The 22,015-nt window shown below is 67.3% G+C and carries 17 protein-coding genes; 5 read left to right on the plus strand and 12 right to left on the minus strand.

What is annotated here, in order from left to right; all coding sequences use genetic code 11:
• Positions 1–46: 46 nt before the first annotated feature.
• The 8 genes from HNP52_RS16510 to cyoA all read right to left on the minus strand — a co-directional run bounded on the left by HNP52_RS16510 (position 47) and on the right by cyoA (position 8,566).
• The gene (locus tag HNP52_RS16510) at positions 47–1,642 is read right to left on the minus strand and encodes a SulP family inorganic anion transporter (RefSeq protein ID WP_260396191.1); all 1,596 of its coding nucleotides are present in this window, start codon (positions 1,640–1,642) and stop codon (positions 47–49) included.
• A gap of 182 nt (positions 1,643–1,824) precedes the next feature.
• Positions 1,825–2,358, minus strand: coding sequence for a response regulator transcription factor (locus tag HNP52_RS16515; protein WP_184168722.1), 534 nt, complete (start codon positions 2,356–2,358; stop codon positions 1,825–1,827).
• Entirely contained in the window at positions 2,355–3,644 is a 1,290-nt protein-coding gene (locus HNP52_RS16520; RefSeq protein WP_311768498.1) for an ATP-binding protein, read from the minus strand. The genes HNP52_RS16515 and HNP52_RS16520 overlap by 4 nt, the downstream gene beginning before the upstream one ends.
• The gene (locus tag HNP52_RS16525; protein ID WP_184169240.1) at positions 3,641–4,303 is read right to left on the minus strand and encodes an SURF1 family protein; all 663 of its coding nucleotides are present in this window, start codon (positions 4,301–4,303) and stop codon (positions 3,641–3,643) included. Before HNP52_RS16525 ends, HNP52_RS16520 begins: the two co-directional genes overlap by 4 nt.
• A 44-nt stretch (positions 4,304–4,347) precedes the next feature.
• Positions 4,348–4,743: a cytochrome o ubiquinol oxidase subunit IV gene (gene cyoD / locus HNP52_RS16530; protein ID WP_184168723.1), complete on the minus strand. Its 396-nt coding sequence runs from the start codon at positions 4,741–4,743 to the stop codon at positions 4,348–4,350.
• Complete coding sequence (gene cyoC, locus HNP52_RS16535; protein WP_184168724.1) at positions 4,740–5,369, minus strand: cytochrome o ubiquinol oxidase subunit III; 630 nt, start codon at positions 5,367–5,369, stop codon at positions 4,740–4,742. The genes cyoD and cyoC overlap by 4 nt, the downstream gene beginning before the upstream one ends.
• Before the next feature lie 3 nt (positions 5,370–5,372).
• On the minus strand, positions 5,373–7,376 hold the full coding sequence (cyoB, locus tag HNP52_RS16540) for a cytochrome o ubiquinol oxidase subunit I (protein WP_184168725.1): 2,004 nt from the start codon (positions 7,374–7,376) through the stop codon (positions 5,373–5,375).
• A gap of 14 nt (positions 7,377–7,390) precedes the next feature.
• Positions 7,391–8,566, minus strand: coding sequence for a ubiquinol oxidase subunit II (cyoA, locus tag HNP52_RS16545; protein ID WP_184168726.1), 1,176 nt, complete (start codon positions 8,564–8,566; stop codon positions 7,391–7,393).
• 165 nt (positions 8,567–8,731) lie between these two features.
• Here cyoA and HNP52_RS16550 point away from each other — a divergent pair, with 165 nt between their 5' ends.
• Positions 8,732–10,057: an MFS transporter gene (locus HNP52_RS16550; protein WP_184168727.1), complete on the plus strand. Its 1,326-nt coding sequence runs from the start codon at positions 8,732–8,734 to the stop codon at positions 10,055–10,057.
• A gap of 100 nt (positions 10,058–10,157) precedes the next feature.
• On the opposite strand, the gene HNP52_RS16555 is transcribed toward HNP52_RS16550, so the two are convergent.
• Both HNP52_RS16555 and HNP52_RS16560 read right to left on the minus strand, forming a co-directional pair.
• Positions 10,158–10,622 (minus strand): DUF3617 family protein, encoded by a 465-nt coding sequence (locus HNP52_RS16555; protein WP_184168728.1) that lies wholly within the window; start codon positions 10,620–10,622, stop codon positions 10,158–10,160.
• Positions 10,616–10,945 (minus strand): hypothetical protein, encoded by a 330-nt coding sequence (locus HNP52_RS16560; RefSeq protein WP_184168729.1) that lies wholly within the window; start codon positions 10,943–10,945, stop codon positions 10,616–10,618. The genes HNP52_RS16555 and HNP52_RS16560 overlap by 7 nt, the downstream gene beginning before the upstream one ends.
• Before the next feature lie 408 nt (positions 10,946–11,353).
• On the opposite strand from HNP52_RS16560, the gene HNP52_RS16565 reads away from it, so the two are divergent.
• The 4 genes from HNP52_RS16565 to HNP52_RS16580 all read left to right on the plus strand — a co-directional run bounded on the left by HNP52_RS16565 (position 11,354) and on the right by HNP52_RS16580 (position 18,854).
• Complete coding sequence (locus HNP52_RS16565) at positions 11,354–12,094, plus strand: EF-hand domain-containing protein (RefSeq protein ID WP_311768499.1); 741 nt, start codon at positions 11,354–11,356, stop codon at positions 12,092–12,094.
• Positions 12,095–12,101: 7 nt separating this feature from the next.
• The gene (locus tag HNP52_RS16570; protein WP_184168730.1) at positions 12,102–14,708 is read left to right on the plus strand and encodes a TonB-dependent siderophore receptor; all 2,607 of its coding nucleotides are present in this window, start codon (positions 12,102–12,104) and stop codon (positions 14,706–14,708) included.
• Between the two features lie 244 nt (positions 14,709–14,952).
• Positions 14,953–17,190: a TonB-dependent receptor gene (locus tag HNP52_RS16575; RefSeq protein WP_184168731.1), complete on the plus strand. Its 2,238-nt coding sequence runs from the start codon at positions 14,953–14,955 to the stop codon at positions 17,188–17,190.
• A gap of 65 nt (positions 17,191–17,255) precedes the next feature.
• Positions 17,256–18,854: an AMP-binding protein gene (locus HNP52_RS16580; protein ID WP_184168732.1), complete on the plus strand. Its 1,599-nt coding sequence runs from the start codon at positions 17,256–17,258 to the stop codon at positions 18,852–18,854.
• 168 nt (positions 18,855–19,022) lie between these two features.
• Here the strand turns inward: HNP52_RS16580 and HNP52_RS16585 are convergent, their stop codons facing one another.
• Positions 19,023–20,639 (minus strand): carboxylesterase/lipase family protein, encoded by a 1,617-nt coding sequence (locus HNP52_RS16585; RefSeq protein ID WP_184168733.1) that lies wholly within the window; start codon positions 20,637–20,639, stop codon positions 19,023–19,025.
• Entirely contained in the window at positions 20,636–21,916 is a 1,281-nt protein-coding gene (locus HNP52_RS16590) for an MFS transporter (protein ID WP_311768500.1), read from the minus strand. Before HNP52_RS16590 ends, HNP52_RS16585 begins: the two co-directional genes overlap by 4 nt.
• Positions 21,917–22,015 lie beyond the last annotated feature (99 nt).

Below are 22,015 nucleotides of genomic sequence, written 5' to 3' on the forward strand. Positions count from 1 at the left end.
CATCCGGGTCATCGGCTCGCCGGGCGATTTTGTGTCGCAATCGGTATCATTGCTCCAGCCGCCGCACCGCATCGGCAACGCTGTAGTCGCTCCGCTCCACCACCTCCGGCGCGCCCGCTGCATGCAGCAGGTCGCGCACCCGGTCATGCACCCGCGCATAATGGACGCGCAGCCCCTTTGCCGCCATCGCCCGGTCGAACTCGAGCAGCGCGTCGAGCGCCGTGCTGTCGATATCGATGCTCTCCTCCAGGCTGATCACCACCGCGTGCAGGTCCGGCTCGGCCAGCGTCCGCCGGGCCACCTCGGCGAACATCCGCTCGGCATTGGCGAAGAACAAAGGCGCCGCCGGCCGCCAGATCGCGATTCCGCCGGGCATCACCGCGTTGTGGTGGCGATAGGCATCGACGAAGTCATGGCTCTCCCCCAGCCGCCCCAGTCGCGCCAGGCGGGCATTGCCGAAGCGCTGCACCAGCGCCGCGAGCGAGAGCAGGATCGCGCAGAGCATGCCGTCGAGCACGCCGAGCACCAGCACGCCCAGCGCGGCGGCGAGCGCGATATACTGGTCGCGGTTGAGTCCCCAGAGCCGCAGGATCGGTCGCGGATCGAGCGAATGGGTCAGCGCCGCGATCACCACCGCCGCCAGCACCGGCTGGGGCAGCAGCGCGACTAGCGGCATCGCGAACAGCACCAGCGCGCCCAGCGCCAGCGCCGCCGCCGTGCCGGCCAGTCGCGAGCGTGCGCCCGACGCCTCGTTCGCCGCGCTGGCGGAGAGCCCCGCCCCCACCGGCATGCCCTGCACCAGCGCCGACGCGAGATTGGCCAGCCCCAGCGCGCGCAGCTCGCGGCCGGAATCGAGCAGGTCGCCGTGGCGCAGTGCCAGCGTCCGCATCGTCCCCCAGCTCTCGGCCAGCAGGATCAGCGCCAGCGGCACCGCGACCTGCGCCGCTTCCAGCAGCATCGCCGGTGAGTAGGCCGGTATCGTCGCCCTCTCCGGCATCAGCGCGATGTGCCCCACCGTCGCCACGCCGTGTGCCTGGAGTTCGAGCAGTCCGGAAGCCGCGACGCCCGAGACCAGCACGATCAGCGCCGCCGGTACGCCGGGCCAGCGCCGCAGCACCAGCAGCGTCGCCAGCGCGGCCAGCCCCACCGTCAGGCTCGGCACATGCCAGTGCGGTACCGCCCGCAGCACTGCCAAGCCGGTGTCGAACAGCGTTCCGCCCGGCGCGGGCACGCCCGCGAGCACCGGCAGCTGCTTGATGCTGATCGTGATCGCCAGTCCGAAGGCGAAGCCGCGAAGCACCGGATGCGAGATGAATCCGGTCAGTCCGCCCAGCCGGAACGCCCATGCAAGCAGGAACAGCAGCCCAGCCAGCGCCACCGCCATCATCAGGAACAGCATGCGCATCCCCTCCCCGCCCGGCACATTGGCAAGCGAGGCGGCAAGGATCGCCGCGGAGGAGGAAGTCGCCGATACGATCGCGAACCGGCTCCGCCCGGCCAGCGCATAGACCAAAGTGCCGACCAGTGCGGCCAGGATCGCATGCCCCGGCGCCACACCGGCGATCCCGGCATAGGCCACCGCCTCGGGCAGCATCAGCCCGGCAACCGCGAGGCCGGCGACGATATCGGCACGAATCTTCAAATGGCCCCTCCCGGAGCCCCACCTCTGCGCCCGCTTGCAATGGATGGGAAGCCGCCCGTCTCTCCCCTCCTGTCACGCTGAACTTGTTTCAGCATCCAACTCTCCTTCCGCGACACAGCCAGGAGAGACATTGGGCCCCGGCCTTCGCCGGGGGACACTTGGGTTGCACGTCATCAAAAGCCCTATCGAAGCTGCCGCTTCTCCAGCTTCCGCGCCAGCGTCCGCCGATGCATCCCCAGCCGCCGGGCGGTCTCGGAGATGTTGAAGTCGGTCTCCACCAAAGTCTGGTGGATATGCTCCCATTCCACCGTTTTGATCGAGCTCGGCCGGCTGGCGATCTGCGCATCGGGATCGCCTTCCTCGCGGCCGAACGCAGCCTCGATGTCGTCGGTGTTGGAAGGCTTGGCGAGATAATAGGAGGCACCCAGCTTGATCGCCTCCACCGCGGTGGCGATGCTGGCGAAGCCGGTCAGCACGACGATCTTCATCCCGGCATCGGTGGCGCGCAGGCTCTGGACGCAGGCCAGGCCCGAAGCCCCGCCCAGCTTGAGATCGACCACCGCATAACCGGGGTGGAAATTCTCCAGCAGCGCGGTCAAATCCTCATGGCTCGCCGCTGCTTCGACAATATAGCCACGCCGTTCGAACGAGCGTCGCAGCGTCCGGGCAAAGGCCTCGTCATCCTCGACGATCAGCAGCTTGCGGATTGCGCTCATGCCTGTTCCTCCCCGGGGCGGGCGATCGCGTCAAGCGGCAGGCGGATGCGCACCACCGCGCCGCTGCCCGGCAGATTCTCCGCGCTCGCCGTGCCCCCCAGCTTGCGCAGCACGTTGACGAGCAGGAACAGCCCCAGCCCGCCGCCCGGCTTGCCCTTGCTCGATCGATAGGGCTGGCCAAAGCCGGCGAGCATCTCGGGCGCGAAGCCCGGTCCCTCGTCGGCGATGTCGATCACCAGATCGTCATGGTCGCGCAGCGCGGTGATGCCGATCCAGTCCGAGACTTCCGCTGCATTGTCGATCACGTTGCTCAGCACCTGGCGAAGCCCCGGATCGGAAACGATCGCCACGTCCGGCTCGAAGTGATCGGCATAGTCGAGCGTGCCGGTCAGCCGGCTCGCCCGCCAGTCGGCGACCAGCGAGTCGAGGAACTGCCGCACGGTGGTGAATTCGGAGGAAAGCCCGCGCGCCTCGCCCGCCGAGGCCAGGATGCCGCTGACGATCGTCTTGCAGCGCGCCACCTCGGCCTGCATGTCGGCCACGTCCTGCGCCAGGTCCCTGTCGCCGGCAATGCGCGGCATGCGCTGCCAGTCGCCCAGGATCACCGAGAGCGAGGAGAGCGGCGTGCCCAGTTCATGCGCCGCCCCGGTGGCGAGCAGACCCATGCGGACGATATGGTCCTCCTCGGCGGCGCGCTGGCGGATCTCCGCGCGCTCGGCATCGCCGTCGCGCAGGTTGCGGGCGATGCGGGTGATCAGCGAGACCAGCAGCACCGCGATCAGCGCGAAGCAGATCAGGCTGCCCGCCAGATAGAGCCGGAAGGGATCGTTGACGCCGGTCGGCAGGTCGAGCGGCACCGGATTTATCGCGATGCCGAACACCGCCAGGCTGGTCGCGCCGACGATCAGCCAGCTCGATCCCGGCTGGAGCAGCATCGCGCCCGTGACGACCTGAAGCAGGAACAGCGAGGCGAAGGGGTTGGCGAGCCCGCCGGTGAAGTGGAGCTGCCAGGCGAGCGCGGCGACGTCCGCCAGCATCGCCAGGGTCAGCTCCCAGTTGGTGATCGCCGCACGTCGGTCGAGCAGCGGATAGGTCGCCAGGTTGATGCCGATCAGCACCAGCGGGGCGATGAACAGCGGGACGAGCGGCAGGTGCACGCCCATCACGAAATGGACGAAGCCGATCGTGCCCAGCTGCCCGCCGACGGCGATCCAGCGCAGCTGGACGAGCAGCCACATGTTGCGCCGGCCGGGGTCGGTATCCTCCTGCCCCCGGGCGTGGATCACTGAGCGCTTCCCCGCCGCCAGCCGATGAACCAGGCGCCCCACAGCGCCATCGCGCACAGCCCGAACCAAGTCAGGGCGTAGACCAGGTGGTTGTCCGAGAACTTGACCACGGTCAGCCCGCCCACCGGGTACCCGCCCGGGTTCGGCGTGGCGTCCGCGTCGATGAAATAGGGTGCGACCTGTCCGAGCCCATGGGCCTCGGCGATAGCCGCGACGTCGCGCGAATACCAGCGATTGGCCTTGGGATCGTTGCTGCGCAGGAATCCGCCGCCCGGCTCGGTGACGCGCAGCAGCCCGGTCACCTGCAGATAGCCAGGCCCGACGGGGACCTTGTCGCGCATCGCGTCGGGGATGAAGCCGCGATTCACCAGCAGGGTGAAGTCGCGGGTCTTGAGCGGAGTCATCACCCAATAGCCCGAGCCGCGCTCGGTCACCGCCTTCACCAGTGTGGCGCGGTCGTTGAGGAGGGTGCCGGTGGCGGTGACGCGGCGATAGGCGTCGGTCCTGGCGGTGATCGCGCCCCAGGCGCCGGACCCGGGTGCCGCTGCGGGCGTACCGTGCGCGCGGCTCTCGACCGCGGCGATCAGCTCATGCTTCCAGACGCGGCGCTCGAGCTGCCAGATGCCCAGCCCCGCCAGCAGCCCCGCGCAGACGAGCATCGCAACCGCGATGCCCCATCTGACGCGGGGCCGGGGTTCTTCGTTCACGGAAGCTGGCTCGGATCGACCATCGGCATCATGTTCGCGTTGAGGTGGTACATCACCCACAGCGAGCCCGAGAGCATGATCACCACGACGATGATCGTGAACAGCAAAGCGGTCATCGTCCAGCCACCCTCGGCCTTGGGCTTGAGGTGGAGGAAATAGACCATGTGGACCACGATCTGGACCATCGCGAACGCCATGATCGCCGCGGCGGTGACGCCGTTCGAGAACGGGCGCTCCATGACGAGGTAGAAGGGAATCGCGGTCAGGATCACCGACAGCACGAAACCGATGACATAGTCGCGCATCGAGCCGTGCGGGATCTCGACGCCATGGCCGTGATCGCCATGATCCCCGTGTGCGTGCGCGTCGTGCGCGTGCGGATCGTGGCTCATCGCAGCATTCCCATCAGATAGACAAAGGTGAAGACGCCGATCCAGATGACGTCGAGGAAGTGCCAGAACAGGCTCAGGCAGGCCAGGCGGCGCTGGTTGGCGGCGGTCAGGCCGAAGCGGCTCACCTGCACCATCAGCGTGATCAGCCAGATCGAGCCGAAAGTGACGTGCAGGCCGTGCGTGCCGACCAGGGTGAAGAAGCTCGACAGGAACGCGCTGCGCCACGGGCCCGCGCCCTCATGGATCAGCTCGCTGAACTCGTAGAGCTCGATGCCGAGGAAGCAGCCGCCGAACACCAGGGTGATCGCCAGCCACACGAGCACCTGCGTCTTGTTGCCCTTCGCCATGCCGAGCATCGCGAAGCCATAGGTGATCGACGAGAACAGCAGCATCGCCGTGTTCAGCGCGACCAGCGGCAGGTCGAACAGGTCCTTCGGCCCCGGGCCGCCGGCGAAGTTTCCGCCGAGCACGGCGTAGCACGCGAACAGGATCGCGAAGATGAGGCAGTCGCTCATCAGGTAGATCCAGAAGCCCAGCATCGTGCTGTAGCCTTCCGGGTGCGGATGCTCGTCGAAGTCGAAGAAGCGGACGGGTTCGTCCGTAGCGGGAAGCGTGGTGGTGCTCATCGATCAGGCTCCGGCGGCGAGCTGGCGCGTGCGCGCCGCCTCGGTCTCGGCCACGGTTTCGGCGGGAATGTCGAAATCGCGGTTGTAGTTGAAGGTGTGGAAGATCGCTCCGCCGATCAGCGCGACGAAACTCAGGCCGACCAGCCACCAGATGTGCCAGATCAGCGCGAAGCCGATCAGGGTGCTGATGCCGGCAAGGATCACGCCCGCGCCGGTGTTGCTCGGCATGTGGATGTCCTTGAAGCCGGTGAGCGGACGCTCGCAGCCGCGGCTCTTCATGTCGTACCAGGCATCCAGGTCGTGGATGACCGGGGTGAACGCGAAGTTGTACTCCGGCGGCGGCGACGAGGTCGCCCACTCCAGCGTACGGCCGTTCCACGGGTCGCCGGTCACGTCCTTCAGCTCCTCGCGCTTCCAGATGCTCACCGCGAACTGGACCAGCATCGCGCCGATGCCGGCGGCGATCAGGGCAGCGCCAAGCGCCGCGACGACAAAGAAGATCTGCAGGCTGGGATCATCGAACACCCGCATGCGGCGGGTCACGCCCATCAGGCCCATGATGTAGAGCGGCAGGAAGGCGAGCCAGAAGCCGGGGACCCAGCACCAGAAGCTCACCTTGCCCCAGAAGACGTTGAGCTTGAAGCCGAAGGCCTTGGGCCACCAGAAGTTGATCGCGGCGAACAGGCCGAACAGCACGCCGCCGATGATCACGTTGTGGAAGTGGGCGATCAGGAACAGCGAATTGTGCAGCACGAAGTCGGCAGGCGGGATGGCGAGCATCACGCCGGTCATGCCGCCGATCGCGAAGGTCAGCATGAACGCGACGGTCCACATCATCGGCAGCTCGAAGCGGATGCGGCCGCGATACATGGTGAACAGCCAGTTGAAGATCTTGGCGCCCGTCGGGATCGAGATGACCATCGTCGTGATGCCGAAGAAGCTGTTGACGCTGGCGCCCGAGCCCATGGTGAAGAAGTGGTGCAGCCAGACGAGGTACGACAGGATCGTGATGACGATCGTGGCGTAGACCATCGACGAATAGCCGAACAGCTTCTTGCCCGAGAAGGTCGAGGTGACTTCCGAGAACACGCCGAACAGCGGCAGGATCAGGATGTAGACCTCCGGGTGACCCCAGATCCAGATCAGGTTCACGTACATCATGGCGCTGCCGCCGAAGTCGTTCGTGAAGAAGTTGGTGTGGGCGTAGCGATCAAGGCCGAGCAGCGCGAGCACCGCGGTCAGCACCGGGAAGGAGGCGACGATCAGCACGTTAGTGCAGAGCGAGGTCCAGGTGAACACCGGCATCTTCATCAGGGTCATGCCGGGCGCGCGGAGCTTGAGGATCGTCACGATCAGGTTGATGCCTGAAAGTGTCGTGCCCACGCCCGCGACCTGCAGCGCCCATAGATAATAGTCGACGCCGACCCCGGGGCTGTAGAGGATTCCCGAAAGCGGCGGATAGGCCAGCCAGCCGGTCTGGGCAAACTCGCCGACGAACAGCGAGGCCATCACCAGCACCGCGCCGCCGGTCGTCATCCAGAAGCTGAAGTTATTCAGGAACGGGAACGACACGTCGCGCGCACCGATCTGCAGCGGCACGATGTAGTTCATCAGGCCGGTGACGAACGGCATCGCCACGAAGAAGATCATGATCACGCCGTGGGCGGTGAACACCTGGTCGAAGTGGTGCGCGTTCAGATAGCCCTCGGACCCGTTGAACGCGAGCGCCTGCTGGAGGCGCATCATCAGCGCGTCGGCAAAGCCGCGCAGGAACATCACGAGGCCCAGGATCATGTACATGATCCCGATCTTCTTGTGGTCGACACTGGTGAACCAGTTCTTCCACAGATAGCCCCAGAGCTTGAAATAGGTGAGCGCGGCGACGAGGCCGATGCCGCCAAGGGCGACGCCACAGAAGGTCGCCACGACGATCGGCTCGTGCAGCGGCAGCGCGTCGAGCGACAGCTTGCCCAGGATAGGGCTAACGGGTGCGGGTTGCGGGATCATACTCTGCTTCGCGATCAGGAAAGAGGACGCGGCCGGGTTTCGGACGCAACGCTGGGAGCGGTCGGGGTCGGCGCGCCCGAAGGCTGCTTCAGGCCGGCACCGGCGAGCGGTGCCTGCCGGACCGGCTTGGGCTGGGCGCGGACGGCGACGTCCATCTTGTCGGCGCAGATTTCGCCGACAAAGCTCTTGCCGCCATGCATATGGGTGCCGGTGGCGCTGGTCTTGTCCTCGACGTGGCGGACATTGTGCAGCCCGGCCTTGCCCATGCCGCCCTCGGCATCGAGCGCCATCATCTGGTGCATGCACATCTTGCCCGGCTGCACGCACAGGTTGGTCACCCGGTCGAACAGCCCGGTCTCCACCGCGGCGAAGCGGCGCACCGGATCGCCCTCGCTCGGGCGCTCAAGCTGGAGATAGGCCGCGCGGTCCAGGTTGCCGCCGGCCTTCCTGGCCTCGGCCACCCAGGCGTCGAACCCGGCCTGGTCCACGCTGTGCGCCTTGAAGCGCATCTTCGAGAAGCCATGGCCGCTATAGTTTGCCGAGAAGCCCTGGAACACGCCGGTCTTGTCGAACACGGCGTTCAGCGGGGTCTCCATCGCCGGCATGGCGTAGATCTGGCCGGCCAGCGCGGGGATGTAGAAGGAGTTCATCACCGACGAGGCCGAGATCCGGAAGCGGATCGGGCGGCCCACCGGAGCGGCCATCTCGTTGACCGTGGCGATGCCCTGCTCGGGATAGATGAACAGCCACTTCCAGTCGAGCGCGACGACCTGGACCTCGAGCGGCTTCACATTGGCCGCCACCGGCTGGTTCGGGCCCGTGCGCGCCAGCGGGCGGTACGGATCGAGCAGGTGGGTGCTCACCCAGGTGATCGCGCCCAGGCAGATGATGATCAGCAGCGGGGCCGACCAGATCACCAGCTCCAGGCCGGTCGAGTGATCCCAGTCCGGCTCGTAATGCGCTTCCTTGTTCGACTCGCGGTAGCGCCACGCGAACAGGACGACGAGCGCCATCACCGGAATGATGATCAGCAGCATCAGCAGCGTCGACACGATCACCAGGTCACCCTGTTGACGGGCGACATCGCCGGCGGGGTTGAGCACGACCATGTCGCATCCGCACAACAGCGCGAAAGCCGGCAGGGTCAGCAGCGCACGGAGGCGTGCGGAGAGCGGACGAGATCTAGGCATGGCGGGCGCCTAGGCCCCCGATGTTGCACCGCACATAGGACATTTTGTCCAATCCCTGCGTTGTCTGCTATGGCGCAAGAGCGCCGCGCCGGGGCTATCTTAGCCCCCTTGATGGCATTATGAAACGCGCTTGCGCTGCGCGTGTTGCAGGAAAGTTCGAACTCGATGAGCGGTGACCCCGTCCCCACCCTTACCGCCGAGCGGGATGCCCGCGCGCTGCACAGCGACGGCCATGCCATTCATCCCGGCGAGATCGCGATCGGCGTGATCATCGGCCGCACGTCCGAGTTCTTCGATTTCTTCGTCTATGCCATCGCCTCGGTGCTGGTCTTCCCGAAGCTGATCTTCCCGTTCCTCGATCCGCTGCAGGGCACGCTCTGGTCGTTCGCGATCTTCGCGCTCGCCTTCATCACCCGCCCGGTCGGCACGCTGATCTTCACCGCCGTCGACCGCGCCTATGGCCGCGGCGCCAAGCTGACGATCGCGCTGTTCCTGCTCGGTGGCTCGACCGCCTCGATCGCCTTCCTGCCCGGCTATGCCGAGGTCGGCCTCGCCGCGCCGCTCCTCCTCGCGCTGTTCCGCATGGGCCAGGGCGTGGCGCTGGGCGGCACCTGGGACGGCCTTGCCTCGCTGCTCGCGATCAACGCGCCGAGCGACAAGCGCGGCTGGTATGCGATGATCCCGCAGCTCGGCGCGCCGCTCGGCCTGTTCGTGGCCAGCCTGCTCTTCGCCTTCTTCATCGCCGCCCTGCCCGCCGAGGACTTCCTGGCCTGGGGCTGGCGCTATCCCTTCTTCGTCGCCTTCGCGATCAACGTGGTGGCGCTGTTCGCCCGCCTGCGTATCGTGGTGACGCCGGAATATGCCCGCCTGTTCGAAGACCGCGAGCTCGAGCCCGCGCCGATCTCCGAGACGGTCAGCGCCGACTGGCGGATCATCGTGATGGGCGCCTTCGCCCCGCTCGCCAGCTTCGCGATGTTCCACATGGTCACCGTGTTCCCGCTCTCCTGGGTGTTCCTCTACACCGAGAACAGCCCGGTCGACTTCCTGGTGATCGAAGCAGTCGCCGCGATCGTCGGCACCATCGCGATCGTCATCTCGGGCAGCCTGGCCGACCGCGTCGGCCGCCGTACCCTGCTCGGCAGCTCGGCCGTCGCGATCGCGGTGTTCAGCGGCTTCGCCCCGCAGCTCCTGTCCTCGGGTGAAGCCGGCGAGATCGTATTCATGCTGTTCGGCTTCGCGCTGCTCGGCATCTCGTTCGGCCAGTCGTCGGGCGCGCTCTCGTCGATGTTCACCAAGTCGCACCGCTATACGGGCTCGTCGCTCACCTCGGACCTCGCCTGGCTGTTCGGCGCCGCTTTCGCGCCGCTGATCGCGCTCTGGCTTGGCGCCCAGTTCGGCCTGCTCGCCGCCGGTGCCTATCTCCTCTCGGGCGCGATCGGCACCCTGGTGGCGCTCTGGTTCAACCGCGAGCTCGCCAAGAACATCGACTGATCGATCCGGTCAGCGGACAAAAAAGGAGCCGGCAACCCCAGGGGTCGCCGGCTCTTTTTTGTGTCGCATCCCCGGAAGGGGAGGATCGGCAAGCCTCAGCTCACCCTTCGCCCTTCCCGCAATCGGCCGATACGAACGTGCCCGTCTCGCGGTTCTTCATCGTCATCATCTCGCCATTGTGCTCGAAGGTCATCACGGCATCGACGGTGAAGCTCGTCGCAGTGTAGCTGCCGCTGTACACGATCCTGCCCTTGGACGGGCCCGTTGCCTCAAGATCCACCGTGCCACCCGAGGCGCGGTTGCGCACGATCTTCCAGCCAGGCTGCAGGTCCTTGACCGCGATATACTGGCCCGCGGCGATGATCTCATTGGTGATGCAGCGCTCTTCCTCGCCCCCGCCGTCGCCGGTCTGGACGATCTTGTAGAGCCCCGAACGCAGCGAGCCCGTCGCCCCCTGCCCCCGCTGCTCCGCGCCGGTGGCGGTATTGGCGACGCCCTGCCCGCCACAAGCACCCAGCAGCCAGGGCAGCACCAGCGCGACCCGAAGGAAACCCGTCTTCAGCACTGCGGGGTCTCCACCGCGTCGGACGAACCGCTCGGCTGGCTGGCCGCAACGTCGATCGCCGTGCTGGCCGCCGCATTGGCGATATAGGAATTGCCGCCCACCTTGCCGGCCAGGCCGCCGACCAGGCCCGAATTGCGGGCGGCGCGCAGCAGCCCGCCAAGACCAAGGCCCCTCTTCTTTTTCTTCGGCTTGCACTCGGGCACCGCCGGCGCGGCTTCGGCCGGAGCGGCCTGCTGGGTCTGGGGCACGTCCTGGATACCGGCCTGGGCCGGCACCGCGAGCAGCATCGCCACGCAGGACGCGGCCGCGATCATCTTCCTCATCACATCGTCTCCTTGAACAGGGCGGACGTGCGAGGAGCCACCAGGGGAGACGGAGGACACGCAGGGCCGCGCCAGGCAGAGGTGCGCGCCACCGCCCCCGCGCGGAACGATTCTGCGACCGGCATCCGCTTGGACGCGACCAAGCCGCGATATGGCCGCGACGGGAGCAGGCCGGGTGCGGCGCGGGGCGGCCTTGCTGCCGATCAGCAGGCCGCTGGCGAGGCTGCTGGTCGCCGATGCCTTCCGCTCACCAGGTGCCGCGAAACTGATCCGTTCAGCTTCCAGGAACTGACGCAGCGCCAGTTTCTCCGCGTTGCAACAAATCGAAATTCCCGCGTGCACCGGGCGGCCGAAAGCGGTTGCGAGACGGTTTGCACGGGGGACGTGATGCAAGGATCTAAACAAGGCGTGGTGCGCACCCTCCTATTGGGTGCGGCGCTGGCCGTGGCGGCGCCGGCCTATGCCCAGATGGGCCCCGGCGGCGGCGGTGGCGGCTTTCCCGGCGGCGGCGGGCCGGGCGGACCCGGCGGCCGTGGCGGCCCTCCCGGCGGTGGTCCGGGTGGCGGGCGTCCCAAAATGATGAAGCCGGTCAAGCGCGAGAAGCTCGACAAGGTCGTCACCGAAATGTTCAGGACCGCCGACAAGAATGGCGACGGGCTGCTCACCTTCGAAGAGCTCAAGACCGTGATCGAGGCGCGGCGCGACGCGCGGATCAAGGCGCGGTTCGAGCGGATCGACACCGATCATAACGGATCGCTGAGCGCCGCCGAGTTCTTCGCCTGGCAGCACGACATGGGCTCGGTCGCCTCGGCCGAGCATCAGCCGGTCGCCGAGATTGGCGGGCCGGTCTCCGAGAGCATCATGCCGGACCTGGACGAGGATGACATGGCGCTGCGCCGGCTGGTCGAGCCGCTCAACGCAATGGTGATCGTCAACGCCAACACCAATTACGACAATGGCGTCTCGCTCGACGAACTTCTCGCCTATGAGCGCAAGAAGTTCGACGCGGCCGATGCCGATCATGACGGCGCGCTGACGATGGAGGAGCTGCGCAGCCTCGAGCCGCGCGACCGTGACGGACCGGGCGGTCCGGGTGGACCCGGCGGTTTTGGCGGCCCGATGGGCCGTCCGCCGCGCGGAGAAGAATGAGCCCGTCATGACGCAGACCAGGATGAAGCTGCTCGCGGGCGCGGCGCTGGCCGTGCTCGCCCCGGCGGCGCACGCCCAGACCCAGGCACCGCCCAGGCAGGACAACCCCGCTCCCAAGCAGGGCGAGGACGACATCGTCGTCACCGGCAAGGCCCCGCCGGGATCGGTGATCGGCGACATTCCGCCGGAGAACCGGCTCGGCCAGGCCGATATCGCCGCCTATGGCGTGGGCACGGTGAGCGAGTTGCTCGACGCGATCGCCGAGCAGACTGCGAGCGCGCAGGGCCGCGACGACGAGGGCCCAGTGGTGCTGGTCAACGGCAAGCGTATCTCGGGCGTCAACGAAGTCTCGGATCTGCCGACGGAATCGATCGTCCGCGTCGATATCCTGCCCGAGGAAGTCGCGCTCAAATATGGCTATGACGCACAGCGCAAGGTGGTGAACATCATCCTGCGCCGCCGCTTCGAAGGGCGCGTCGCCAACCTGGCCGGCGGGCTCGCGACCGAGAGCCAGGGCGAGAATGGGAGCGGCGACTTCACCTATACCCGCATCCGCGACAATGACCGGGTCAACATCGCCGGGCGGGCCAAATCGACCGCCTCGCTGCTGGAGAGCGAGCGCGACCTGGTGCCGGCGGCCATAGCGGCCAACGGCGCCGACGACCGGGAGTATCGCACGCTCAAGCCGGCGACGCGGAGCTATGGGCTCAACGCCAATGTTGCGCATCAGCTGGGCACAAAGACCAACCTGTCGGTGAACCTGCGCGGGGATTACAGCACCAGCGACGGGCTGAACGGCCTGCCGCTTGGCACCTCGAACTTCCTCTCGGACGATCCCCTGCGCCAGGACAGCCGAACCACGACCGTGGGTGGCGGGGTGACGCTCAACCACGACCTCAACAAGCGCTGGCGGCTGTCGGCGGTGGCGAGCTACAGCCATGCCGACACGCGGCGCGATACCGACCGCGCTGATGCCGGCCTGATCGGCACCGACCGGGCCAGCTCGCTGACCGACAGCGGCAATGCCAGCCTGCTGGTCAACGGCAAGCTGCTCGCGCTGCCCGCCGGCGATGCGGCTATCAGCCTGAGATTGGGTGGCGATTTCAGTACGCTCAGCACCCGCAGCACGTTGGGCTGGGCGGCGACATCGGGCGACAGCAGCAGGACCAATGGCGGCGGGCAGATCAGCCTGGACCTGCCGCTGGCCAGCCGCGCCAAGGGCGTGCTGCCGTTCCTCGGCAAGCTGACCGCCAATCTCAACGGCGGGGTCACGCAGGTCTCCGATTACGGCACGCTCGGTACCTTCGGCTATGGGCTGAACTGGACCCCGGTCACAGGGTTGAGCCTGATCGCGGCGGTGAACGAGGACCGCGTGGCCCCCACCCTCGCCCAGCGCGGCGACGCGGTGGTGATCACCGACAATGTCCGCGCCTATGACTATGCCACCGGCCAGACGGTGACGGTCAGCCGGATCTCGGGCGGCAACCCGCTGCTCAAGGCCGATGACCGCCACGTGGTCAAGCTGGGACTGACCGCCAAGCCCTGGACCAAGCTCAATCTGACCTTCACCGCCAACTACAACAACAGCCGTACCGAGAATGCTATCCTCAGCATCGCCGACGGCTCGGCGGCGCTGGAAGAGGCATTTCCCGAGCATTTCGAACGGGATGCCGCCGGCCAGCTGACCAGTATCGACACCCGCGCAGTCAACATCGCCCGCGAAGATCGCGAGCAGCTGCGCTGGGGCATCAACTTCACCCAGGTGCTGCGCGCACCCAAGCGACCGACGCCTCCTCCGGGCTTCCGGCCGCCATGGATGCGCGACCGGCCCGAGGGCGGACGGCCGAACGGGGAAACCCGCTACGACCGTCCGCCCGAGGGCACCGATCCCGAGCATCGCGATGGCCCGCCGCCCGGCGAGGACGGCGACATCGTGGTCAATGGCCGCGAACTGCGCGACCCCAGCGGGCCCGGCCGGCCGGGCGGGTTCGACGGGCCGCCGGACGGATTCGGTCCGCCCCCGGGAGGTCCGCCGCCCGAAGGCTTCGGACCGCCTCCCCCGGGCGGACCGGGCGGGTTCGGGCCGCCACCGCCGGGCGGTTTCCGCGGTGGGCCGGGAGGGCCTGGCGGCGGAGGCAGCGACAATGGCGCACGGCTGCAATTCTCGCTCTACCACAGCGTGATCCTGAAGGATGAAATCGTGCTGCGCGAGGGACTTGCGCCGATCGACCTGATGGACGGCGGGACGCTGGGCGGCACCCCGCGGGCGCGGCACAATGTGCAACTCAACACCGGTGTGATCGACAATGGCGTGGGCGTGCGCCTGTCGGGGAGCTGGAAGAGCGCGGCCGAGGTGACCGGCACGTCACCGGCCGGGGATTTGCGCTTCGGGGCGCTGGCGACTTTCGAGCTTCGGGTCTTCGCCAACCTGGCCAACCGCTTCCGCGGCAAGGACTGGGCGCGCGGGACAAGGGTGAGCCTGTCGATCGCCAACCTGCTGAACACGCGACAGAAAGTGACCGACGCCAGCGGGGCAACCCCGCTTGCGTATCAGGGGGCCTATCTCGATCCCGAAGGGCGGACACTGCTGCTTTCGGTGCGGCGGATTTTCTAGCCTTGCGTCACCCCGGGCTTGCCCCGGGACCCCGGCTCAAGGCCGGGGTGACGCGCTAGTTGGGGCACGCCCTCTCCCATCCCCTTCCATTCCCCGAAGTGACCAAAGGTTGCGCGGGTCGGCCTTTCCCGGTCACAACATTCACTCATGAGTGAATTAGTGTTGCAAGCCCATCGGCTTTGCGGCATCTTTCCCGCCATCGCGACGAAGATCGCGTCTGGAGATGGATGTGGGAGGGACCCGAATGAACTATCGCCCGTTGCTGGCCGGCGCGTCCGCGCTTGCCCTGACCTGGAGCGGCACCGCCGCGGCGCAGACCACCAGCCCCGAGACACAGGCCAGGCCGGTTGCGGCTGCATCCGCTTCGGACGCGGAAGAGGACGAGATCGTCGTCACCGCGCAGCGCCGCAACGAGAATCTGATGACCACCGCGGTCTCTGCCTCGGTGCTTTCGGGCAGCCAGCTGGACAACAAGGGCGTCGCCAATGTCGACGCGCTGCAGTTCGCGATGCCCTCGATCGTCGTCAATAATTTCGGCCAGGGCAATGACTTCAACGTACGCGGCATCGGCAAGGCCGAGCACAACACCCAGACCACGACCGGCGTGATCACGTACCGGGACGGGGTTCCGAGCTTCCCCGGCTATGTGCAGGGCGAGCCGTATTTCGACGTTGCCAACATCCAGGTCCTGAGGGGACCGCAGGGCACGATCGTCGGCCAGAACGCCACCGGCGGCGCGGTGTTCGTCAACACCAATGATCCGATCATCGGCGGCGGCACGCACGGCTATTTCAACGTCCATTACGGCAACTACAACGACGCCGGCTTCCAGGGCGCGGTGAACCTGCCGGTGAGCGACACCTTTGCCGCCCGGGTGGCGCTGTTCACCCAGCGCCGCGACAGCTTCTACAACATCACCGGCGCCGGCGGCGCACCCTATCCCTATGAAAAGGGCAAGGTGGGGCTGATGGCCGGACGGATCAGCCTGCTCTGGAAACCGAGCGACAATTTCTCGATCCTGTCGAAGACCGATTTCGACTGGCTCGACTTCGGCGCCTATCCCGCCTCGCCCTTCGCCAATTATTTCAAGACGCTGCCGGGCACGAGCACGCCCAACCCGAACCACCGCGACCTGTTCGACGTGCAGTACAATGCGCCCCAGGCGGCGCGCGACAATTTCGTCCGCTCGATCCTGAAGGCCGAATATGAGTTCGCCGGCGGCACCAAGTTCCGCTCGGTCTCGAGCTACCAATGGGCCAACACGATGTACAAGGCGGACCTGGACGGCACCGCCACCGGCAACAGCTATTTCTACGACAGCGTCGACGAACAGCAGGTCACTCAGGAGTTCAACCTGATCTCGGCCGACAACCAGCGCTTCACCTGGCTGCTCGGCGCGTTCGGCGTGTGGAACGACTACCACTTCAAGCGGCCGTACCAGTTCATCATCGACGTGGCCTATCCGCTCGACCTGCCGGCGGCGACGTACAAGCTGCAGGGCAACAACATGACGCGCTCGCTCGCGGCGTTCGGCCAGATCGGCTTCAACATCACCCCGAGCCTGAAGATCGAGGCGGGCGGCCGCTATACCGAGAGCCGATCGATCAACGATGTCGACGTGCGGCAATACGGCACCCCGATCATCGCCGACCAGGAAACCAGCTCGAAGAACTTCTCGTACAAGGTCACGCTGGGCTGGAAGGCGAGCAAGGACCAGTATCTCTATGGCTTCGTCGCCACCGGTTTCCGCCCGGGCGGGCTGAACGTGCCGGTGGGCCTGGGCCTGCCCGCGCCGTTCAAGCCCGAGGAAGTGACCTCGTACGAAGCGGGCTGGAAGGGCAATTGGGCCGGCGGCAAGCTGCGCACGACGATCACCGGCTTCTACAACGACTACAAGAACTTCCAGGTCATCATCGGCTATCCGACCTTCCCGACCTTCGGGATCGAGCTGAACGTGCCCGACAAGACCAAGATCTACGGGTTCGAGGCCGAGGCCGAGTTCCGCAGCGGCGGGCTGACGCTCGATGCCGGCATCAACGTTCTGCACAGCGAGCTGGGCACCTTCTTCGCGACCGACCCGCGCGGCGCAAGCACCGTGGCCTGCAACCCGAACACCGGGCCGGCCAGCGCCAGCTGCATCGCGCTGAAAGGCCGCCGCCAGACCTATGCGCCCAACCTGACCTTCAACCTGGGCGCGCAATATGAGCTGGAACTGAAGAGCGGGGACAAGATCACCCCGCGGGTGAATTTCGGCCATGTCGGCGACCAGTGGGCGACGTTGTTCGAGAACCCGGCGCGCGGCGATCACCTGGAGGCGCGCAACATCCTGAACGCGCAGCTCGCCTTCCAGCACAAGACCTGGACGGTGACCTTGTACGGCACCAACCTGACCGACCAGCATTACCCGGCAGCGCTGAACTCGGGCCTCTACTTCGCGGGCCCGCCCCGCCAGTACGGCATCAAGCTGCTGAAGACGTTCTGATTTCCTGCCTGGCCGCCGGCGCTCCCTCTCCGGCGGCCTTTCCTTTCTCAAAGCGCCAAGGTTTCATGCAGCCCTACGGTCTGACCATCGACAAATTCCTCGATCATGCCGCCAAGTGGTTCCAGGACTGCGAGGTGGTCGAGGCCGAGGCGGGCACGGTTGTGAAGCGCTCGACCTATGCGGCACTGCGCGAACGCAGCAACCGCCTGTCGGGCGCGCTCGCCGCGCTCGGGCTGCGCCAGGGCGAGGTGGTCGGCACGCTCGGCTGGAACACGATCCACCATTTCGAGATCTATTATGCCGCGATGGGCATGGGGCTGGTGTGCCACACGCTCAACCCGCGGCTGACCGCGGCGCACCTCGCCGCGATGATCAACGAGGCGGAGAACCGGGTGCTCGCGGTGGCGGCGGATCTGGCACCGCTCGCCGCCGAGCTCATCCCGCACTGCCCGAGCATCGAGCATGTGATCCTTCTGGACGCATCGGACGCGGAACTTGGCACCCTCGGGTCGCACCGGGTGCAGGTCTGGCGCCATGACGCCTTGCTGGAAGCGCATGGCGCCGCGGTGACCTGGGGGGCGTTCGACGAGAACGCCCCCGCCGGGCTCTGCTATACCAGCGGGACGACGGGCAGCCCCAAGGGCGTGGTCTACACCCACCGCTCGAACTACCTCCACACGCTGCGCGCCCTGCAGGCGGACGCGGTGGCGATCACTGCGCGCGACACGCTGCTGCTCGGCGTGCCGATGTTCCATGCCAATGGCTGGGGCATGCCCTTTGCCGCGCCGGCGGTGGGGGCCCGGCTGGTGCTGCCCGGGCGGACGCTCGACGGGGCGAGCCTGGCGCGGCTGATCCGCGACGAAGGCGTGACTGTGGCTGTCGGCGTACAGACCGTCTGGTTGACGCTGGCCGACCAGGCCGAGGCGAGCGGCGAGGCCTTCCCGACGCTGGAGCGGGTGCTGATCGGCGGATCGAGCTGCCCCGATGCGCTGCTGAGGCGGCTGGAGGAGAAGCTCGGCGCGCGGGTGCAGACGAGCTGGGGGATGACCGAGCTTTCCCCGGTGGGCGCGATTGCGCCAAGGGATCTGCCCGCGGATGCGGCGCCCGCTTCGGGGCGGCCGGTCATGGGGCTGGACCTCAAGCTCACCGATGCGGAGGGCAACACCCTGGTGCCGCAGCGGAACATGCTCGGGCATCTCAAGGTGAAGGGGCATAGCGTGATCGAGCGCTATTTCCGCAGCCAGGAAAGCGCGCTGGACGAAGAGGGCTATTTCGACACCGGTGACCTGGCGATGCTCGACAATGCCGGCAACCTGACGATCTGCGGGCGGGCCAAGGATCTGATCAAGTCGGGCGGCGAGTGGATCAATCCGAACGAAATAGAAGCGATCATTGGCACGCACCCGGCGGTGCGCCATGTCGCGGTGATCGCGCGGGCGGACGCCAAATGGGGCGAGCGGCCGGTGCTGATCGTCGACAGCCAGGGCGAGGACCCGCGCGCGCTGCTCGAGATGCTGCGCGGCAAGGTGGCCGACTGGTGGATCCCGGGCGAGGTCGCCGAGGTGCCGGCGATGCCGCTGGCGGCCTCGGGGAAGATCGACAAGAAAAGGCTGCGCGATGACTATGCCGAGGGGCGGATCGCGGGGCGGAAGGTGGGGCGGTAGTTCCCTGCCCCTTCTACTCCCCTCCCTGCAAGGGAGGGGTCGGGGGTGGGTTGCGAGCGCAGCGAGCTCAGCGACACGTTGCGAAGGAAAGAAAAGGCCGGGCGTCGAGCCCGGCCTTTTCTAACCCACCCCTAGCCCCTCCCTTGCAGGGAGGGGAATTGGAGAGGCTCAATCGCAGCCCTTGGCCTTGGTCGGGAGCTTGGGCGAGGCCAGGCCGACATTCCAGTTCCAGGCAATCCCGGCCGCGCGGCGGCGGCAGACGACCGCCTCATAATGGTCGTACATGCCGGGCATCAGGTCCGCCGAGGCCCGGGGGGCGTCGGTGATATGGAGGTAGTTACGCGCCTTGCCGAAGGCGGGCCAGGCGGTGCCCGGGTTGCCGGTCCTGGTGAAGCTTGCCCAATAGCCGAGCATCGCGTCGGACAAGGGCCGCTCGTTCTCGGGGATCGCCGGCCAGAGTGGGGGCAGCGGGGTCAGGTTGCCGAAGACATAGGGCAACTCGCTGGCGTGGAAAGCGTGGAGGTCCCTATCGTCCATCGCCGGATAGCCGTGATCCCACAGATAGACATACGCCGGCTTGCCGAGCGCGGCCTGCTTGCGGGCGAGCCGCTCGCTGGTCCAGCCATAGAGCGTGTCGCGCGTGGTCGCGAGGATGCTCTCCTTGTAGGTCGCGGCCGGATAGAGCTTGAGGAAAGCGTCGGCGAATTCGCCGTACTTCTCGCGGATGGCCTTCTCATACTCCTCGGCGGTGGCCGGCGCCTTCGGGGCGAGGACGCGGAGCGAGCGGATCTCGCCCTGGTTGAAGCCGGTGAGTATCGGCACCGGGGCCTGCCTGCCCTGATCGAACGCCTCGGCCATCTGGCTCGGCAGGACGAGCCCGTCGACCACGCCGAAGGGGAAGAAGCCGAGCTTCGCCGCGCCATCGGTGATCGCCTGGGCATCCATGCCGCGCAGCGCGGCGAGGTCGGGCGCCTGGAGGCCCGCCGAGAGCATCGTGCCGACCGCCTCGGCCGAGGGCGCGCCATATGCCTGTTTCTTCAGCGCGGGCATCGCGACCATGTAGGCGCTCTGGGCGATCGCCTGGGAGAAGGTGCCGCGGGCGAGCGGCGATTCCATCAGGAACATCACGCTGAGGCCACCGGCGGATTCGCCCGCTATCGTCACCTTGGCGGGGTCGCCGCCGAACGCCGCGATATTGTGCTTCACCCAGGCGAGCGCGGCCATCTGGTCGAGCAGGCCGTAATTGCCCGAGACCTTTTGCGGGGACTCGGCGGAGAGCGCCGGATGGGCGAGCCAGCCGAGCACGCCGAGACGGTAGTTGATCGAGACGACGATGACGCCCTGCTCGGCGAGCTTGCGGCCGTCATACATCGGCTCGCGGCTGGAGCCGCCCGACAGCGCGCCGCCATGGATCCAGAAGAAGACGGGGGCCTTTTTCGCATTGGCCGGCGCCCAGATGTTGAGCGTCAGGCAGTCCTCGCTGACCGGCATCGGCTGGGCGGGGGCATAGACGTTGGTCGGTGCCTTGGCCTGGGGTTGGACGCAGGCGGGGCCGAAGTCCCTGGCGGCGCGGATACCGGTCCAGGGCTGCATCGGCGCGGGCGGGCGCCAGCGCATGCCGCCGACCGGGGGCACCGCATAGGGAATGCCCTTGAAGCTGCGGATGCTCCCCTCGAGCGTGCCGCTGACGCCGCCCGAAGGCGCGTTGACGACGGGCTCCTGCGCTAGCGCGGTACCCGAGAGCAGCAGCGCGGTGGCGATGGCGGCGTGGCGGAACGGCTTCATGCGGGCACCTTTGCGGCTTGCTCGGCGCGCAGGACGCGGGCGAGCGTGAGGAAGAGCGCGATCGCGATCAGGTAGAAGGGCGAGAGGGTGTAGAGGGCGAGCTGGAGGCCGTGGTCCCAGCCATGCGCCTTGAACCAGTCGCTGGCGGCGCCGACCCAGGTCGGGCCGAGGCCGAGGCCGATGAAGTTCATCACCAGCAGCAGCAGCGCGCCGGAGAGCACGCGCTGGTCGGGGCGGACCTCTTCCTGCACCAGCGCGACCGAGGCGGAGAGGTAGAAATAGTTGAAGCAGTTGACGACGGTCAGCAGCAGCAGCGCGAGCGGCCAGGCGGGGGCCCAGACGAATGCCACGTAGAAGGGCATGGCGATGGCGAGCGAGATCGCCGGGCCGAGCGCATAGACGATGCGGCCGCGGCGGCTCAGCCGGTCGATGATGCGGCCCGAGATCAGCATCGCGGCGCTCATCCCGATACCGACGACCAGCGCGTACCAGATCGCGATCTCGGGCAGGGTCATGCCCTTTTCGCGGATCAGGAACAGCACCGCGAACTGGCCGAGGCCATAGGTGACGAACTGGGTCGCGCCGCTTCCGAGCGCGGCGAGCATCAGCACCGGGTGACGGAAGAACATCGCGCAAGTGCCCCAGAAGGGCGCCTTGGCGGCGGGGGGCGTGGCGACGGGGTTGAGGTCGGTGGCGCCGCGCTTCGGCTCGCGCACGAGGATCGGCACGAGGATCGCGGTGACCACGCCGATCGCGCCGATCGCGATGAAGGCGATCCGCCAGTCGAGCAGCGCCGCGATCGAGGCGCCGAACGCGATGCCGAGCGCCGCGCCGATCGGCGGCCCCAGGTTGAAGATGCCGAAGGCGGTGCCGCGCTCGCCGGGCCGGAAGGTGTCGGTGATGATGGCGTAGGACGGGGGCACCCCGCCCGCCTCGCCGAAGCCGACGGTCATCCGGGCGATGACGAGCTGGGTATAGCTGGTGGCGAGCCCGCAGGCGATCGTCGCGCCGCTCCAGATCGCACAGGCGAGCGAGAGGATGGTGACGCGGCTGGTGCGGTCGGCCAGCCAGCCGACGGGGATCGCGATGAAGCAGTAGAACATCGCGAAATAGAGCCCGCCGATCAGGCCGAGCTGGCTGTCGGTGACGTGGAGCGAGTCCTGGATCGGCTTGGCGAGGATGCCGAGCAGCTGGCGGTCGAGGAAATTGAGCACATAGACGAAAGTGAGCGTGACGAGCACGATCCAGCGGCGGCTGCCACCTGCCTGAGTTTCCACGCGTCTCTCTCCCGTGGCGGTTTTCTCCGCCTTTCCCGCATCATGCGGGCAAGGCCGCGACGCTGTCAACACACACTATCACGCGTGTGAATATCTGCG

The sequence above is a fragment of the Sphingomonas kyeonggiensis genome, assembly GCF_014204495.1.
In the GTDB taxonomy this organism is placed as follows: Bacteria; Pseudomonadota; Alphaproteobacteria; order Sphingomonadales; family Sphingomonadaceae; genus Sphingomonas; species Sphingomonas kyeonggiensis_A.

Bases quoted from the DNA above. Each gene is read 5' to 3' on its own strand.
- HNP52_RS16585 (WP_184168733.1), bottom strand. From the start codon at position 20,639: ATGAAGCCGTTCCGCCACGCCGCCATCGCCACCGCGCTGCTGCTCTCG.
- HNP52_RS16550 (WP_184168727.1), top strand. From the start codon at position 8,732: ATGAGCGGTGACCCCGTCCCCACCCTTACCGCCGAGCGGGATGCCCGC.
- cyoD (WP_184168723.1), bottom strand. From the start codon at position 4,743: ATGAGCCACGATCCGCACGCGCACGACGCGCACGCACACGGGGATCAT.
- HNP52_RS16580 (WP_184168732.1), top strand. From the start codon at position 17,256: ATGCAGCCCTACGGTCTGACCATCGACAAATTCCTCGATCATGCCGCC.
- HNP52_RS16570 (WP_184168730.1), top strand. From the start codon at position 12,102: ATGACGCAGACCAGGATGAAGCTGCTCGCGGGCGCGGCGCTGGCCGTG.
- HNP52_RS16575 (WP_184168731.1), top strand. From the start codon at position 14,953: ATGAACTATCGCCCGTTGCTGGCCGGCGCGTCCGCGCTTGCCCTGACC.
- cyoC (WP_184168724.1), bottom strand. From the start codon at position 5,369: ATGAGCACCACCACGCTTCCCGCTACGGACGAACCCGTCCGCTTCTTC.
- HNP52_RS16560 (WP_184168729.1), bottom strand. From the start codon at position 10,945: ATGAGGAAGATGATCGCGGCCGCGTCCTGCGTGGCGATGCTGCTCGCG.
- HNP52_RS16525 (WP_184169240.1), bottom strand. From the start codon at position 4,303: ATGCTCGTCTGCGCGGGGCTGCTGGCGGGGCTGGGCATCTGGCAGCTC.
- HNP52_RS16515 (WP_184168722.1), bottom strand. From the start codon at position 2,358: ATGAGCGCAATCCGCAAGCTGCTGATCGTCGAGGATGACGAGGCCTTT.
- cyoB (WP_184168725.1), bottom strand. From the start codon at position 7,376: ATGATCCCGCAACCCGCACCCGTTAGCCCTATCCTGGGCAAGCTGTCG.
- cyoA (WP_184168726.1), bottom strand. From the start codon at position 8,566: ATGCCTAGATCTCGTCCGCTCTCCGCACGCCTCCGTGCGCTGCTGACC.